Below are 16,461 nucleotides of genomic sequence, written 5' to 3'. Positions count from 1 at the left end.
GCACCCGTCCCCGCTCATCGGCACATGGGCCGCGATCGGGTCGGCCCATGGTCGCACGCCGTCGTCGTACTTCCGGCGCTCACCAGTGCCGTCGGCGGCGGTTGGTCTCGTACGCCCACATCGCCACCTCGACCCGGTTACGCACCCCCAGCTTGGTCATCAGGCTGGTGACGTGCGACTTGACAGTGCTCAACGTGATGTAGAGCTCGTCGGCGATCTCCTGGTTGGTGCGTCCCCGCGCGACGGCGACCAGGACCTGTTCCTCCCGGTCGGTGAGCGCCTCGACGGGCTGCTGGCGCGGCGCGGCCGGATCGGCGTCGGCGAACGCCTTCAGCAGCCGGGTGGTGACGCTCGGCGCGATCAGCGCGTCCCCGTTGGCGGCGGCGTGCACGGCCTGGGTGAGCAGGTCGGGACCGGCCTCCTTGAGCAGGAAGCCGCGGGCGCCGGCCCGCAGCGCCGCGTACACGTACTCGTCGAGGTCGAAGGTCGTGATGACGACCACCGCGAGCGGCTCCGGGACCGTCGGCCCGGCGAGCGCCCTGGTGGCTTCGATGCCGTCCAGGCCCGGCATCCGGATGTCGAACAGGCACACGTCGGGGCGGAGCCGCCGGGCGAGCTCGACCGCCTGCCGGCCGTCGCCGGCCCCACCGACGACCTCGATGCCGGGCTGCGTGTTCAGGATGATGGTGAGGCCGGTGCGGACGATCTCCTGGTCGTCCGCCACCAGCACGCGAACCGTCACGCGCCGACCCCCTCGCGGGGAAGCACGGCCGTGACGGTCCACCCGCGGTCGGGGTTGGGGCCGGCCTCGCAGGTGCCGCCGAGCAGGTCGGCGCGCTCCATCATGCCCACCAGGCCGAAACCGGGGAGGCCGGTCGGGCGGGCGGCGCCGGGTTCGCCGTCGTCGCTGACCCGCAGCCGTACGGACGTGTCGTCGGCCGCGACGCTGACCTCGATGCGGGTGGCGTGGCGAGCGTGGCGACGGGCGTTGGTGACCGACTCCTGCGCCAGCCGGTAGAGCGCGGAGCCGACAGTGGGCGGCAGGTCGCCGAGGTCGCCGCGCAGATCCACGTCGACGGTCGGCCCGGCGCGGAACTGGCCGGCGAGCCGCTCGATGTCGGCGACCTGCGGGTTGGGCCCCAGGTCGGCGGGCTGGTCGCGGCGCATTACACGCACCATCGCGCGCATCTCGGCAAGCGCCCGGGACGCCTCGGCCTCGATGGTGTGCAGCGCCTCGACGGCGGCACCCGGCTGGCTCGTCGACGCGGCGATGCCGGCCTGGGCGCGGATCGCCATCGCCGACACGTGGTGGGCCACCGTGTCGTGCAGGTCACGGGCGAGCCGCTCCCGCTCCAACAGCTTCACCTGGTCGAGTTCGCGCAGTCGGGCGGCGGCGCGGAAGCGGATCGCGACACCCAGCGTGGCGGCGGCGAACATCACCGCGAAGCCGGCGACCAGCTCGCCACCGTCGATCGAGCCGACCAGGCCGGCGGCGGTCACCTTGGCCACCACGAAGAAAGAACCGAGCACGGCGTCCCGGCCGGAACCCCAGCGGAACAGCGCATAGGCCAGCAGGACCAGGAAGCTCGCCGTGAACAGCTGGCAGGGATCACCGGGCAGCACGTACGGGGCGACAGTCGTGCAGCCGAACGCGATCGCCACCATCGCGAGCGGTTTGGTCCGCCGCCACAGGATCGTGGGCAGCAGCGCGAGCGCGACGACGACGCAGCCCACCCGCCAGGGCAGATCGGGTCGGAAGATTCCTTCCACCACGATCGCCGGCGCGAGGACCGCGATCACCGCCCAGTCGCGCCACACCCGGGTCGGGGTGGGGGAGACCCGCGGCTCGGCCAACACCGCGCGCAGGCGAGGGTGCATGGGTTCCATCGTACGAACGGTGGTGCGACTCCAGATCCTCCCAAAGTACGACCGGGTGGCCGCCGGGCGGCCCGGTCGCCGATCGGTGCGTCTCCCGGGCAGCTCCCCTGACGTTGCGCCCTGATCACTCGTGACGGCAGCGGTTGCCAGCGGATCTCCGCGACGTTACGTTGAAATGCCATCGATGAGCTTCTACATCGCAAGGTATCGGGGGCCGCATGTCCACGTCCGTCACTCGTCGCACCGTCCTGGCCGGTGGAGCCGGTGCCGCCATCGGCCTGGCCCTGCCCGGCGTCGCCGCCCACGCCGGTGGAGACCACCCCACCAGCGTGAGCTTCACCCTCGACGCGACAACGCTCGACGGCGGTGAGCAGGTCACCTCGGTCACCCTCGACACTCGCCGGCTCGGGTCGATCGACCCGGCCGGGCTGACCCCCGGCACGTTCACGGTGCACGCCAAGGCCACCAGCCCGATCCCGATCGCTACCGGCGACCAGATCTTCAGCGAGTACGACCTGGACCGCACGGTGACCGCGGCCCGGCTCGACCGGCACGGCAACATCGTGCTGGAGTTGAGCCACGCCGAGGGCCAACCCGGCGGCGGGACCCTCGGCTACATCCTGAGCAGGGGCCGCAACGTCCGGCTGGACCTCGTCTACACCATCACCCAGAACACCCCGATCGTCCGACGTCACGGCTCGCCGGTGACAATCAGCCGCTTCGTGCAGGCAGGGCTGTCGAACCCGGAGGTGGACGCCTTCAGCTACCACGTCTCGGGCTCGGGTATGAAGTACCGGCTGTACTCGCCCGACCACGCGCCCCGGCACGGCCGGCGGCCGCTGATCGTCTGGCTGCACGGTGGCGGCGAGGGCGCCTCGCTGCCGGACGACTACTACGACAACGAGACCACGCTGCGCGCCAACCGGGGAGCGCTCGGCTTCGCCACAGCACAGGCCCAGCGGATCTTCTCCGGCGCGTACGTCGTCGCTCCGCAGAGCACCTCCTACTGGATGGAGGACGGCCCCCGGTTCGCCCCGCTGATCCGCGAGATCATTCGGGACCTCGTACGCCGCAAGCGTGTCGACCCGGACCGGATCTACGTGGTCGGTTGCAGCAACGGCGGCTACATGTCCCTCGAGATGACCTCGACCTACCCCGACCTGTTCGCCGCCTCGGTGCCGATCTGCGGTGTCGTCGAGCCGCTCAGCGGGGAGGGCCCGCCGCTGATCACCGACGCGGAGTTGGCGCAGATCCGGACCCCGACCTGGTTGGTCACCTCGCGCGACGACGACACGGTGCCACCCGAGACCAACACGATCCACGCCCACGACCTCATCCCGGGGTCACTGATCAGCCTGTACGACCACGTCGTCTGGGACGGCTACCAGTTCCCCGGTCACTGGTCCTGGATCTACGTGGCCCGCAACGACCCGAGTCTCAACGGCACCCACATCTGGCAGTGGATGGCCCGCCGCCGTCGGTGATCTGCCAACCGGCGAGGCGGAGGTTCGGCTCCGGGCCGGCCGTGGAGGTCGACCCGGAGCCGGTGACTGTCAGCCGATCCGGGTCAGCCGCCAGTTGTTCCTGGTGCTGCCGTTGTCGGCGTACTGGACGGCCTGGGCTCCCCAGGTGCTGGAGCCGTTGAGGATGGTGAGCACCTTGCCGCTGTTGACGTTACGGATCCGGTAGGAACCGTCGCTGTTGGCCACCAGAGTCCAGCGATGGTCGGCGGTGCCGTTGTCGCTCCACTGCAGGACGCGGGCGTTGTCGGCGGTCGACATGTTCTCGACGCCGAGCACCTTGCCGCTGTTGACGTTGCGGAACCGGAACGCGCTGCCGTCGGTGATCCGGACCCAGTTGTGGTCGGCGGTGCCGCTGTCACCCCACACCACCGCCAGGCCGCCATCGGCGGTGGACATGTTCTGCACGCCGAGTACCAGGCCGGTGTCGACGTTCACCAACTTGTAGGTGTCGCCGGGGGTGGTGGCGCTCACGCTGGTCACGAAGGTCATCACGCTTCGGGCGGGCAGCGTGACGGTGAGCGAGCCGTTCGACATGCTCAGCGCGCCCTGGGGCGCGACGGTCCTGCTCCCGTCGGTCAGCCAGTTCGAGACACTGCCGGACGCTGTGGCGTTGGACAGTGTGAACTGCTGGCTCACCGACGAGGTGTTCTTGTTGATGGCGACGATGACGACCGTGTCGCCACCTCGGTACGCCGAGACGTAGACGTTCGACGCGGGGTTCGCCGTCGCGTCGATCCGTACGTAGCCCGGGCGGACGAACCTGGCGAAGTGCGCCATCATGGCACCGCGCTTGCTGATCTGGCCGTCCTCCCGCATGGGGCCGTAACTGCGCCGGAGATACCACCAGACGTACGCCTGGAACTCCGCGTCCACCATGGCGCGGTGGACGTGTTCCCCCACGTCGAGCGCCTCGGGCCAGGCGTCACCCGAATTGGTGTTGCTGTTGGGGTAGTAGACCTCCGTCATCCAGAGTTCCTTGCCCGCGCCCTTCTGCTTGAACAGTGGGTAGGGGAAGTTCGCGTACGACGTGCCGTAGAGGTGGGCGCCGATGATGTCAACGTTGGCGAGTGCCGCGGAGTCGTTGAGGATCGGGTCCGACACCGACTTCACGTACTGGAAGGACTCCGGTGCGATGACCCTGGTGCTGATCGAGCCGGCGTTCTCCCGCAGGAACCGGAGCATTTCCGTGGACGTCCACCACGTCCACTCGGCCGCGTAGTCCGGCTCGTTCTGCACCGATATGCCGTACAGGTTCACCCCGTTGTTGCGCATGTGGGCGGTGAAGTCGTTCAGGTGCGTGGCGTAGGCGCCGTACGAGCTGTATCGGAGCCGCCTCGCGTTGGTCTGGTTGCCGCGGGTGAAGGTCTCGATCATGCTGGCCGGCGGGTTCCACGGAGATGCGAAGACGGTGGCTCCGAGGGCGACAGCGCGCTGCGCAGTCGCCAGATCGCGGCTCCAGTCCGCCTGGTTCTCGTTGACGGGGATCCGCAGCAGGGAGAACCCCAGTCGGCCCTCGCCGGTGCCGAACGCCGTGTCCCGTTGGGCGGCTGTCAGGTCGCCGATCCAGGCCGCGTGGGCCATGGCGCCGAAGCCTCGGATCGTCTGCCGCGTTGCCGACGGGTTGATGCTCGCCGGTGCGGCAACGGCTTCGGTGGCCCCCACGACCGTCGCCACCGCTGCGACCGGTACGGCCCCCATGGTCGTCAAAACGGTTCGCCGGGTCAGCGTTTTCCGTTCGCCGGTCACCTGCTCATTCTGATCCTGCGTCATTGTCGCGTCCTCCTGGGTGGTGGTGGTGCGCGCCTTCTCGGCGCCGTAGGCCCGGTCGGCACCGGTCTGCTGCGCTGTCACGGGGTTGACCGTGATCCTGACGACCACTCCGGCCCCGATTGATCGTCATAACTGTTAACGCTAACAGACTTGTTACGCCGGTGGCATCGGCGTGTCTGGATCACTGCTTGCGGCGTAGTTCCCGCAACACGCCGTGCCGGCGTACCGCCCACGCGAGACGCCGGACGCGCGGGTGCCACACGAACAGCACCGCCGCCCGGCGGATCAGGCCGAGCCGGTTGTCGCTCAGCTGGTTCTCGATCGCCTGCCAGATCAGCTCGCGCACCTTGGCGCTGGCCAGCACCGCCCGCACCTCACGCCGCACCACAGGATCCTCCGCCGCGGACGCGATGGCGGCAGCCTGACCCGGCCGGTCCGCCAGCGGCTCCACCGCCGCCGCGACGAGCGGCCTGCGCACCTCGTCCCGCTCCAGCAGCAGCAACACCGCTTCCCGAATTTCGACAGTGTCCAGGGCGGACCGCAGCAGGCTCAGCAGGCTGCGCTCCACCTCGTGGTCATGGTCGGGTACGGACAGGGTGGCCAGCAGCCCCGCGATCTCCTCAAGATCGACGACGTGTCGCACTCCGGAGCGGAACTCCGGCAGCTCCCACGCGACCTGCAGAGCCTTGGCGAGATTGCGGTTCATGCGCCATCCGCTACCCGCAGGCGCCAGCCGACGAAACCCCGCGACCTGTCCGGGCCCCGGGGCCGGGGTGGCCGCCCGAACCCGGGCGGCCACCCGTCGCCCGGTTCAGCACCAGGTCAGTGTCGAGTTGACCCGGGTGACGTTGCTGATCGTGTTGTTCGCCCCACCGCAGGGGCTCTGGGTGATGTTGGTGCCGCTGACCGTCAGATTCTGCAACCGGATGCCGGAGGAGATCGGGAACTCGCTCCGGGCCGCGATCCGCACCTCGCCGCCGCCGGTCACCGTCCCGGAGACCCCGGCGATGACGACGTTGTAGCAGTTCTCCACCAGGATCGAGTTGTTGCCCGTGTTCGAGATCGTCACCCGGTCGATGACCGCGCCACCGGACTCGGACACGCAGAAGATCCCCCGGCCACCGCCGGACGCGAGCACGGTGCCGACCCGGATGTTGGTCGGGTACGAGTTGCCCACCCGGCCGTTGCGGTTGGCCATCCGGAACGCCGCGTACCCGGTGCCGGCTCCGGCGCCCTGCGCGTCGACGGTGCCGATCGTGGCGTTGATCGTGTCGTTGAGCAGCAGGCCGGAGTCCCGGGTGTTCCGGGCCGTGACAGTGCCGATCGTCAGACCGTCCACGCCGTACGTCTCCACCCCGTGGGTACCGGTCCCCGACACGTAGACGTTGTCGATGCGGATGTTGCGCACCTTGACCGCCCGATCTCCACCGTGGTTGTCGATGCGCACACCCAGACCGGCGGAGAGCCGCATGTCGATCTGCCCGAGGGTCAGGTTGTTCACGTTGCGCATGAAGATCCCGTACAGCGGCGATCCGGTCAGCGTGAGGTTCTGCACCTCGACGTCGGTGGTTCCCCGCGAGTACACCGGCGCCTGGTCACCCGAGCCCGACCCGGTCACGTTGATCGTGCCGCACACGGCAAGTGTCGTGTACGACGGCAGCGACAACCGCGAGCCCGCGCTCATCGAGCCGGAGCCGCGAACGACCACCCGCTGCTTCGACGTACGACCCGCCGAGAGCGAGTTGACCGCAGCCTGCATCGCCGACAGCATGTCCGCGCCCGAGTAGACCGTCGACGAGCCGTTGCGGGCCGTCCAGGTGCCTCCGCTCAGTACGGCCTCGGCGTTGCTCGACCCGCTGCCACAGCCGGTGGTCGGTGGCGTGCCGCCGCCCACCGCCACCAGCTGCCACTGCTGGTTCGGGCCGTTGAGGTCGGCGTACTGACTGATCCGGCCCCCGTCCGCGGTGGACCGCTCCCAGACCTCAAGCGCCTTGGCCGAGTGGCGGTTGATCAGCCGGACGTAACCGCTGTCGGAGTCGAGGACCTGGAACTGCTGGTTGGCGCCGTTGGCATCGGAGAACTGGCGGTACTCGGCGCCGTCGGCGGTGTTCCACTCCCACAGGTCGACGACCTTGCCGCTGTGCCGGGCCTTCAGGCGGTAGTAGCCGCTGCCGGAGGAGACGAACTGGAACTGTTGCCAGGCGCCGTCGTTACGGGACCACTGCTGGATCACCGCGCCGTCTGCCGTCGAGGTGTCCCGGACGTCGAGGACCTTGCCGCTGTTCCGGTTGACCAGGACGTAGTAGGCGTTGGTGTCGATGGTCGCCGCCGCTGCCGGCGGCGCGCCGACCAGGGCGGCACCGCCCGCGCCGACCAACATGGTGATCATGGCGAGCACCAGGCCCTTACGCCGGCCGCCACGCGTCGACCCACTGCCGGACGGTCTTCTCGTGCTGGTGAAGGGCATCGCTCCTCCTGGCTGGATTGGGCTCCGGGCGTACCTGGACGGGGGTCGACGACAGCGGGCGCCTACTCCAGGTGGAAGGTGGCCGAGGCGCGTTCGGCGCTCGAACTGACCGCCTCGATGTAGAGCAGTCCGTCGCGGTGGCGCACGTGGCGACCCGGGAAGTTCTGCGACTCCAGGGAGATCCCGGCGCTGTCGGCGAGGCCGGCTTGGCGACGGAAGCTCGCGTCGCCGCCGAACAGCGCCGAACCGTCGTTCTTCTCCACGTACAGGGCGTAGCCCCGGTGGCGTAGGTAGTAACCGGGGAAGTTGGTCGACTCCAGCGACACCGATCCGCCGCCGGCAAGGCCGGTGACGATGCGGAACTGGGAGTCGGCCAGGTTCGCCACGTTCGGCTCGATCCGGGCCCGGTAGTCGTAGTGCCGGATGTAGCTGCTGGCCTGGTCATGTGAGCGCAGCCGCACCGGTGTGGCCCCGTCGGGCACCGGAATGCCGAAGTTCGGGGTGCCGTCGGCGTTCCAGTACACCTTCTGTAGCCGGGTCCGTCGGTTCGGGTCGTTGAGCGGATCGCCGGAGATGTCGCGGTAGTTCCGGTCGTGGTAGACGAGGATGTCGCTCTGCCCGTCCTCGGAGACGGTGAACGAGTTGTGGCCGGGGCCGTACTGGCTGGTGGCCGCGTTGCTGGCGAACACCGGGCTGGGGCTCTTGCTCCAGGAGGCGGCGTCGAGCAGGTTCGCGCTGGCCGAGGCGCTCAGCATCCCGAGGCAGTAGTTGGCGTCCGTGGCGCTGGCCGAGTAGGTCAGGAAGATCCGGCCGTTTCGTTGGATCACCGCCGGTCCCTCGGCGACCCGGTAGCCGCGGGTCTCCCAGTCGTACGTCGGCACGACGAGCCGGGTCACGGTGCCGGTGATCTGCCACGGGTTGGCACCCATCCGGGCGAGGTAGACGTTGGAGTTGTTGCCGATCGACGGCTCCTGCTGTGCCCAGGTCAGATAGCGCACCCCGTTGGCGACGAAGGTCGAGGCGTCCAGGCTGAAGGTGTCCCAGGGTGTCGTGATCCGGCCGCGTTCCGTCCACGAGCCGGTCAACGGATTCGCGTTGGCGTTCTCCAGCACGTACATCCGGATCCGCCACACGTCATCGGTGCGGCCAGCGGCGAAGTAGACGTACCACCGGTTGTTGATGAAGTGGATCTCCGGCGCCCAGATGTGGGCGCCCATCTCTCCGCTGGTGTGGCGGCTCCAGATCGTCGTCTCCGCGGCGGTCGCCAGCCCCTGCAGGGTGGTCGCCCGGCGCAGCACGATCCGGTCGTACTGCGGCACCGTCGCGGTCAGGTAGTAGTAGCCGTCGGTGTGTCGGAAGATGTGCGGGTCGGCCCGCTGGTTCACCAACGGGTTGGTGTAGTTGACCGCCGGCGCGGCGTGCGCCGGTGCGGCCATGGGCAGGCCGGCCGACACGGCCAGTAGCACAATCATCGCGGCCAGCAGCGACCGCAGACGGCGAGGGACACCGTGGCCGGCAGGCCCCCGGTGGACGGCCCGACGGGTGTTCGGGTCGGTTCGAGGGGATGGCAGCGGCATCTGTCCTCCGCGAGCTTGGGAACGGCCATTGACCAGCACCTTTAGCCGCCGCGGCGATGCCGTGGCCGATCCGGTCGACGCCGAGCGGTGACGTCGGGCCGGACCGGGGGAGGCGCGAAGGGCTGGGAATGTGACTGTGGCGTTGCTATCGGGTGGCGGAGTTCATGTTGGCGTTAACATCGATACCTGTCAAGGCGTGAAGGCTGCTCACCTGGCCGGAACAACGGCCATTGCGTACCTGGAGGTAGTGTCCTCGGCGTGCTGCGACGGTGGGCCCTGGCGATCCTGATGGCGGCGATCGGCGTGCTGGTGGCGGTGACGCAACTGGACGATGGTCTGCCCGTCGTCGGCGTCGTCGAGTTGGTGGTCTTCCTGGTGTTGGCGCTGCTGCTGTCCCCGTGGGCCTTTCCCCGCTCGACGGGCGTCGCCGAGGCGCAGCGGGCCAGCGCGGTCGACGGCCGGCCGATCGTCTACTGGCGTCCCGGCTGTCACTACTGCCTGCGGCTCCGGTTCTCTCTCGGCCGGCTCGCCCGGCGGGCGCACTGGGTGGACATCTGGCGCGACCCGGCCGCTGCCGCAGCCGTCCGGGCGGTGGCCGGCGGCAACGAGACGGTGCCGACCGTCGTGCTCGGCGATCGGGCCGTCGTGAACCCCGACCGGGCCTGGTTCCGCGAGCAGCTCCGCGCGTCCTGACCGGTCGACACCTTCACCTCACGAGGTCACCGGCGAGGTACACGGCCAGCGGGTGGCGCAGCACCGTGATGTCGCTCGTCGGATCGCCGTCCACGATCAGCAGATCGGCGTCGAGCCCGGGGCGGACCCGGCCCTTGCGTCGCCCCAGACCACACACCTCGGCGCCGACCGAGGTGGCCGCGGCGAGGGCGGCGGTGGCGGGAATGCCGCAGCCCACGTACTCGACGAGCGTCTCCGGCAGGATCCCGTGCGGCTTCGCGGGGCCGAGGCCCGCATCCGAACCGGCCACCAGGCGGACCCCGGCCCGATGCATTGTGGCAACGCCGTCGCGCAGCGCGGCCTCGCTGAGCCCGGCCCGCGCCGCCATCGCCACCACCTCGGGCGGCGTGACCACGGCCGGGTCGGTGCCGAGCGTGGCGCAGACCGCCACCCCGGACGCGGCCAGTCGGTCCGCGAGCTCAGCGGGGACACCGGCGCCGGCCGCCGTGACGCAGGTGCAGTGTTCGATGCCGTCCACGCCGACGCGCAGCGCCTGCTCGACAGCGCTGAGCGCGTGCGCGTGCGCGGTCACCGGCAGGCCCAGATCGTGGGCCTGCGTCAGTGCGGCGGTCAACTCCTCGTCGGTGAACTGCGGCCTCGTGGTGTCGGTGCCCGGGGTGAACACCCCGCCGCTGGCCATCACCTTCACCACATCTGCGCCGGCCGCCGCCCGCAGACGTACGGCCTCACGAACCCCGTCGACACCGCTCGCCCCACCCCCCAACGACCAGCAGTGCCCGCCGACGCTGGTGAGCGGCGCGCCGGACCCCACCACGGTCGGTAGGTCGTCGGGCACCCGCCGGTCCCGCCAACGCAGCACCGCGTCACGCCGGTCGCCCAGGTCCCGGACCGTCGTGACGCCGGCCGCCAGGTGTGTACGCAGGGACGCCTCGACGACCGCGTCGAGGTCCGACTCGCGACGATCGGCGAGCCGGCCGAGCGCGTCGGGACCGGCGTCGGCGCACAGGTGCACGTGCGCGTCGACCAGACCGGGCAGCAGAGTGCCGTTCGGCTCCGCACGTACCGACCAGCCCTCCGGCGCCTCGGCGCTACCCCGGTGCACGTCGACGATGCGCCCCTCGGCGAGCAGGACCAGCACTTCGCCGTCGACGAGCCGTTCGCCGTCGAACAGCCGGGCCACCCGGACAGCATGCTTGGTCATCGTCGCCTCACCCCGCCCGGCCGCAGCCGCCATCACCGACGCTCTCGTTCGCTGGCGGCCACCGGTCACCGCCTGACCATCGCATCGCCGCAGGCACCGCGGCCTCCCTCGCCAGAGCGATATGCCATCCCCCAGCGGTGTCGGCGCCTGGTGGGTCAGTCGGGACATCACCCGCCGCGGTGGTGTTTTCACCACCAGCTGCGGGGGATACGACGCCGCCCGACTTCTCGCGCTGAACGGGCACCGACAGGAGGACTGTCATGGCACTGGCCAACCCGGCACCCGACTACTTCGAGCCCGAGGACGGGATGTTCCTCGCCACCTTGCTGATCGTTCGCGATCTGGCGCGGTCCCGGGAGTACTACGAGCGGGTCTTCGGGGCGACCTGCGTCCACGAGAGCAGCCCGCTGATCATGAAGTTCTTCAACAGTTACATCATCATCAACGTCGAGGGCGGTCCGACGGACGACAAGCCGACGGTGCAGGCCAAGGCGCCGGCCGACTCCAACACCCTGAGCTGCGCGATGAACGTCCGGGTCCGGGACATTCGGAAGCTCTACGAGGAGTGGAAGTCCCGGGGCGCGGACTTTCTCACCGAGCCGAAGGACCACGGAACGGAGATCCGCTGCTACCTGCGCGACCCGGACGGCTACCTGGTCGAGGTGGGGCAGGGCCTCTGACCGTCGGGCGGCGGTGGGGTGCCGACAGGGCGAGCCACAGGCTCACCTGGCGTCCTCTCGTCGTGTCCGCCTGGCATCATGCTGCTCCATGGATCATCAAGGGCAGCTCCGCCGTGCCGCGACCGAGGTGGGCATTCCGGACGACGAGATCGGGAAGTTCACCGCACACCTGCGTCTGGCGATCCGGTTGAGCGGGGGTTCCGGCGGCGCGCCGGTCGGGCAGTTCGGTGGGTTGCCCCGACTGCCGGTGGGCACCGACTGGCCGACCGCCGGAGCCAACCCGTTGCCCTTCATCTTCTCCGTCGACTGTGCGGCGCTGCCGAGAGTCGACGGCTTCGGCCTGCCGGCAGCTGGCTCGCTGCTCTTCTTCCTGGCCCACCAGGAGGACCACCTGGCCGGCGCCACCGGAGACCGGAGGTACGCGCGGGTCGTGTATCTACCGGCCGACACCGATACCGAGGTAGCGGAACAACCCCACATCCCCACCTTCGTCGGCGAGCAGTACGACGTCTTCGCCACGCTGGTCGCGAGACTGCCCCCTTGGATGGCGACGCGGGACGACGATGACGACGAGGACGACGACGACGAGGACGACCTGTCGCCGTTTCAGCAGCAGTTGACCCGCGACCTGGAGCGCGACCTGCCGCATCTGGGGGAGCTTCGTGCGCTGGCCGACGACCTCTGGCCGCCCGATGAAGGGCTTGCCAGCGCCGATATCGGCGGGTATGTCGACGACGAGGTGATCAGGAGTATCGCGGAGCAGACCCTGGCCGGTCGGGAGAAGGCCGGCGAGATCGTCGTCCCGGTGGCGCAGTGGTACACCCAACTGGAGAAGGAGCAGCATCGGCTGACGAGCGAGTGGGTGTCGCTCGCCCGTTTCTCCCTCGCTGAGGAGTTCTACTACGGCAGCTTCGTCATCCGCCACGACGACCTCGCCGCCGGTCGGCTGGACGAGGCGCTCTCCGTGACCGAGTTCAGTGAGTAGAACGGCCGCGGCGGCGCACCCGCGTTGCCTGAGGCCATCGTCCGTCGATCAAAAGGCGGGCTACCCTGACCTGCGGTGCCTCGATACCGCGTGACCAGAGGAGTCGATGCTGACATGACGGCAGGACGACCGTTGCCGACCCAGGACGAGGTGCTCGGGTACTTCGACACGCTGTCGAACTGGGGACGGTGGGGCGACGACGACGAACTCGGCACGCTGAACCACATCACCGACGACGTCCGGCTGGCGGCGGCGCGGGCCGTACGGCACGGCAGGAGCGTGTCCTGCGCGTGGGAGGTCTCCGCGCCGGGAGACATGGAGCGGTCGACGACGACGTGCCCGTGCACCGCCGACATGCCGGGTGCCGAGAACATGCCGCCCGCCTTCCACGCCGACCGACGCTGGGGCTTCTCGTCGGAGCGGCTCGGCATCTCGTACCACGGCAACACCCTCACCCACCTCGACTCGCCGTGCCACATCTTCTGGGACGGCACGATGTACAACGGGCGGTCGCACTCGTTTGTCGACGCCGAGACGGGCTCGGCGTGGGCTGCCGTCACGGCGGCCGCGAACGGGATCGTCACGCGCGGTGTCCTGCTGGACGTCGCGGCGGCCCGCGGTGTGCGGTGGCTGGAGCCGGGGGAGGGCGTCCATCCCGATGATCTCGCGGAGGCCGAGCGTCGCCAGGGGGTGCAGGTGCGGCCCGGCGACGCGGTACTCCTGCGGACCGGTTCTGGCCGTTTCCGGCACGAGAACGGCGCGGCCAGCGGTTTCACGCAGGCCGGCTGGCACGCGTCCTGCCTGCCGTGGCTGCATGAGCGGGGGGTGGCGCTGATCGGCGCCGACACCCCGCAGGACGTTCAGCCGTCGGGGTACGACGACGTGTTGATGCCGGTCCACGCCGTGAGCCTCGTCGCGATGGGCCTGTGGATGCTCGACAACTGTGACCTGGAGGCCTGCGCGACGACGGCTGCCGAGCTCGGCCAGTGGGACTTTCAGCTGGCGGTCGCACCGGTCCGCTTCGCCGGCACGTCCGGCAGCCCGGTCAACCCGATCGCCACGTTCTGACCACCCGCGCGGCGTCTGCCGCCGCATCGGTAGTCGGGGCCACACATGCAGCAATGGCGGCCATCGTGCCCACGTAGGGCCCCCGGTCCGCAGCCGGTACTGCATAATGCTGTTGTAGATAGAAGGATGTGGATCCTTGGCAGGGTTGTGGCCGCGCTGTGACGCGGTCGGAGCGACCGGGCCGGGCCGGTAGCCGCGGGGCGGTGCCGGGTCAGGTTTTGAGAGGGCTACCACCATGACCATGTCACGCCGGGAACACGTACCCGCCCGGGTTCGGCCGGTCCTCGCCGCCGCCGTCTCCGTCGTCGTCGTGGGGGTCCTCGCCGCCGCCGGTCCAGCCAACGCCGCCGATCCGCCGCACCGGGCGGCCAACCCCTATGTCGGAGCCCAGGTCTACGTCAATCCCGAGTGGGTCGACCACGCCACCGCGGAGACCGGCGGCGACGCTGTCGCCGGACAGCCGACAGCGGTCTGGCTGGACCGCATCGCCAGGATCGGGGGAGACGACGGGAGGATGGGCCTGCGCGAGCACCTGGACGCCGCCGTCGCACAGCACGCCGACCTCGTCCAGTTGACCCTGTACGATCTGCCGGGCCGCGACTGCGGCCGGCAGGCCCCGCAGGGTGAGCTGTCGATCGGCGACCTGGCCCGGTACCGGGCGGAGTTCGTCGACCCGATCGTCGAGATCCTCGCTACTCCCGACTACGCCGATCTGCGGATCGTCGTCTTCGTCGAGCCGAACTCGCTGCCGGACCTTGTCGTCAACACCGGCAACCGGTACGCGGCCACAGCGGCCTGCGACGAGGCGCTGGCGCGCGGCACCTACCAGCACGGGATCGGTTACGCCCTGGCCCGGCTCGGCACCGTACCCAACGTCTACTCGTATCTCGACATCAGTCACCACGCCGAAGTCGGCTGGCCGGAGGACTCCGGTCCGCTGACGGCGCTGCTGTCGCAGGCCGCGACCGCCGCCGGCAGCACGCTGGCCGACGTTCATGGTTTCGTCGCCAACACCGCCAACTACTCCGTCCTGCACGAGGAGTACTTCCGCTCCGACGATGTCATCAACGGCCAACCGGTGCGCCAGTCCAAGTGGGTCGACTGGAACCCGTTCATCGACGAGGTGCCCTACGTGCGACACCTGCGGGGTCTGTTGACGGAGGCCGGCTTCTCCCCGAACGCGGGCGTGGTCGTCGACACCTCACGCAACGGGTGGGGCGGCCCGAGCCGACCCACCGGCCCGGGGCCCTCGGGCGACGTGAACCGGTACGTCGACGGCAGCCGGATCGACCGGCGGGCAGCGATCGGGAACTGGTGCAACCAGAGGGGTGCCGGCCTCGGGCAGCGTCCGGTCGCCGAGCCGGAACCGGGCATCGACGCCTACGTCTGGGTCAAGCCGCCCGGCGAGTCCGATGGCGCCAGCGGCAGCCCGAACGTCGGCCAGCCGTACGAGCCGTTGTGCGACCCGAACTACCTGCCGCCGCGCGGATCCGTTTACGACACCGGCGCGATGGCCGGCGCCCCGCCGCTCGGAGAGTGGTTCCCGGCGCATTTCCGTCAACTGCTGGCCAACGCCTGGCCGCCCCTGTGATCGTCGTTTCACCCGACGCCGGCCCGGTTCGGCGCTGCTCAGCTCAGCTCCAGGACGGGCCGGGTCAGGATCTCCTCGGCGTACCCGTCGGCGGAGGCGAGCCACTGCCCGAAATCCTTGTCCCGGTAGGCGGTCGCGAGGGCGAGCCACCCCAGGAAGAAGCCGCTGCCGCCGCAGGTGGTGCTGCCGCCGTCGCCGCCGCACACGACGGTGCGCTCGGTGGTCGCCTCGTGCTTGTACGGATCCTGGCCGATCGCCAACCCCCACAGGTTGGTCTCACTGTGCACTCCGGTCGTGTAGTCGAACGGGTAGCCGTCGTTGGGGCAGTCGTCACCCCAGCGGAACAGAGTCGCCGCCCCCGCTCCACACGCCCACTCCCACTCATCCGCGGTTGTCGTCCGTAGGCCGGTGCTCGCGAGCTGAGCCATCGCCTCGTCGTAGGACACGTCAGTACTCGCTCGGGCCCTCGTCACCCGCCCGGTCTGGTCGAACTCGACGCTCAGCCCGCCGGCAGACCGGAACGTGCTCACCCCGTCGAGCTGATCCCCCGCCGACGCGATGAGTTTGAGCACCCGGGGGTCGTCCGGCGCCAGCGGGGCGTCGCAGGGGTCGAACGCCTCCACTGCGACCAGCATCGCCGGCAACTCGACGCTGCGCACCGACGAGGTCATGGCGTCGACGTACTCGGCCATCGGTGGAAGGCCGTACTCCGCGGCGCTGTCGGCGTAGCTGGCCAGTTGGTCCGACGTGGGCCGGAAACGGGCCGCGTCGTAGCCGAGCGTCGGTCGGCCACCGGGTACCAGAGCGAACCGCATCCCGTCCCGCTCGAACAGCGCTGTCCGGTGCGACAGCCCCGCGTACACGGTGTTCTGGGGGCCGACCGGCACTGTCAGACAGTGCCGGTCGGCGATCTCCTCGGCGAGGCGCCGGGCAGCGCCGTCGGAGAGGTCATTCCACTGGGCATACGTGAGATCGGCGTACGACACCACGCAAGAATAGGAGCTGACGTTCTGCTCCCGCAGGCGCTG

At 69.9% G+C, this 16,461-nt stretch carries 14 protein-coding genes; 6 read left to right on the top strand and 8 right to left on the bottom strand.

Going from position 1 to position 16,461, the window contains the following annotated elements; translation table 11 throughout:
- Positions 1–79 precede the first annotated feature (79 nt).
- Together AB0B94_RS07115 and AB0B94_RS07110 are read right to left on the bottom strand one after the other, a co-directional pair.
- Complete coding sequence (locus AB0B94_RS07115) at positions 80–742, bottom strand: response regulator transcription factor (protein WP_357269482.1); 663 nt, start codon at positions 740–742, stop codon at positions 80–82.
- A complete protein-coding gene (locus AB0B94_RS07110; RefSeq protein WP_357269479.1) occupies positions 739–1,878 on the bottom strand; it encodes a sensor histidine kinase in 1,140 nt (379 codons plus the stop codon). The genes AB0B94_RS07115 and AB0B94_RS07110 overlap by 4 nt, the downstream gene beginning before the upstream one ends.
- A gap of 218 nt (positions 1,879–2,096) precedes the next feature.
- Here AB0B94_RS07110 and AB0B94_RS07105 point away from each other — a divergent pair, with 218 nt between their 5' ends.
- Positions 2,097–3,362: a PHB depolymerase family esterase gene (locus tag AB0B94_RS07105; RefSeq protein WP_357269476.1), complete on the top strand. Its 1,266-nt coding sequence runs from the start codon at positions 2,097–2,099 to the stop codon at positions 3,360–3,362.
- Positions 3,363–3,431: 69 nt separating this feature from the next.
- On the opposite strand, the gene AB0B94_RS07100 is transcribed toward AB0B94_RS07105, so the two are convergent.
- The 4 genes from AB0B94_RS07100 to AB0B94_RS07085 form a co-directional block, all read right to left on the bottom strand.
- The gene (locus AB0B94_RS07100; RefSeq protein ID WP_357269473.1) at positions 3,432–5,252 is read right to left on the bottom strand and encodes an RICIN domain-containing protein; all 1,821 of its coding nucleotides are present in this window, start codon (positions 5,250–5,252) and stop codon (positions 3,432–3,434) included.
- 100 nt (positions 5,253–5,352) lie between these two features.
- Positions 5,353–5,877, bottom strand: coding sequence for a hypothetical protein (locus AB0B94_RS07095; RefSeq protein WP_357269469.1), 525 nt, complete (start codon positions 5,875–5,877; stop codon positions 5,353–5,355).
- A 105-nt stretch (positions 5,878–5,982) separates the two neighbouring features.
- A complete protein-coding gene (locus AB0B94_RS07090; protein ID WP_357269904.1) occupies positions 5,983–7,560 on the bottom strand; it encodes an RICIN domain-containing protein in 1,578 nt (525 codons plus the stop codon).
- Positions 7,561–7,700: 140 nt separating this feature from the next.
- Complete coding sequence (locus AB0B94_RS07085; protein WP_357269466.1) at positions 7,701–9,110, bottom strand: family 43 glycosylhydrolase; 1,410 nt, start codon at positions 9,108–9,110, stop codon at positions 7,701–7,703.
- A 363-nt stretch (positions 9,111–9,473) separates the two neighbouring features.
- Between AB0B94_RS07085 and AB0B94_RS07080 the strand changes: the two genes are divergently transcribed.
- Positions 9,474–9,908 (top strand): glutaredoxin domain-containing protein, encoded by a 435-nt coding sequence (locus AB0B94_RS07080; protein ID WP_357269463.1) that lies wholly within the window; start codon positions 9,474–9,476, stop codon positions 9,906–9,908.
- 13 nt (positions 9,909–9,921) lie between these two features.
- On the opposite strand, the gene AB0B94_RS07075 is transcribed toward AB0B94_RS07080, so the two are convergent.
- Positions 9,922–11,109 carry an amidohydrolase family protein gene (locus AB0B94_RS07075; protein ID WP_357269460.1) on the bottom strand — a complete coding sequence of 396 codons (1,188 nt, stop codon included), beginning with the start codon at positions 11,107–11,109 and terminating at the stop codon, positions 9,922–9,924.
- 260 nt (positions 11,110–11,369) lie between these two features.
- On the opposite strand from AB0B94_RS07075, the gene AB0B94_RS07070 reads away from it, so the two are divergent.
- The 4 genes from AB0B94_RS07070 (at position 11,370) to AB0B94_RS07055 (ending at position 15,433) form a co-directional block, all read left to right on the top strand.
- Positions 11,370–11,789 (top strand): VOC family protein, encoded by a 420-nt coding sequence (locus tag AB0B94_RS07070; protein ID WP_112583511.1) that lies wholly within the window; start codon positions 11,370–11,372, stop codon positions 11,787–11,789.
- An 88-nt stretch (positions 11,790–11,877) separates the two neighbouring features.
- The gene (locus tag AB0B94_RS07065) at positions 11,878–12,774 is read left to right on the top strand and encodes a DUF1963 domain-containing protein (RefSeq protein WP_357269457.1); all 897 of its coding nucleotides are present in this window, start codon (positions 11,878–11,880) and stop codon (positions 12,772–12,774) included.
- Between the two features lie 114 nt (positions 12,775–12,888).
- On the top strand, positions 12,889–13,842 hold the full coding sequence (locus AB0B94_RS07060) for a cyclase family protein (protein ID WP_357269453.1): 954 nt from the start codon (positions 12,889–12,891) through the stop codon (positions 13,840–13,842).
- 235 nt (positions 13,843–14,077) lie between these two features.
- On the top strand, positions 14,078–15,433 hold the full coding sequence (locus tag AB0B94_RS07055; RefSeq protein WP_357269450.1) for a glycoside hydrolase family 6 protein: 1,356 nt from the start codon (positions 14,078–14,080) through the stop codon (positions 15,431–15,433).
- A 38-nt stretch (positions 15,434–15,471) separates the two neighbouring features.
- Here AB0B94_RS07055 and AB0B94_RS07050 read toward each other — a convergent pair whose 3' ends face one another.
- Complete coding sequence (locus tag AB0B94_RS07050) at positions 15,472–16,419, bottom strand: hypothetical protein (protein ID WP_357269447.1); 948 nt, start codon at positions 16,417–16,419, stop codon at positions 15,472–15,474.
- Positions 16,420–16,461 lie beyond the last annotated feature (42 nt).

The organism is Micromonospora sp. NPDC048986 (genome assembly GCF_040649335.1).
GTDB lineage: Bacteria > Actinomycetota > Actinomycetes > Mycobacteriales > Micromonosporaceae > Micromonospora > Micromonospora alfalfae.
Note: the sequence above shows the minus strand (reverse complement) of the source record. Positions and strands in the feature narration are given on the sequence as shown.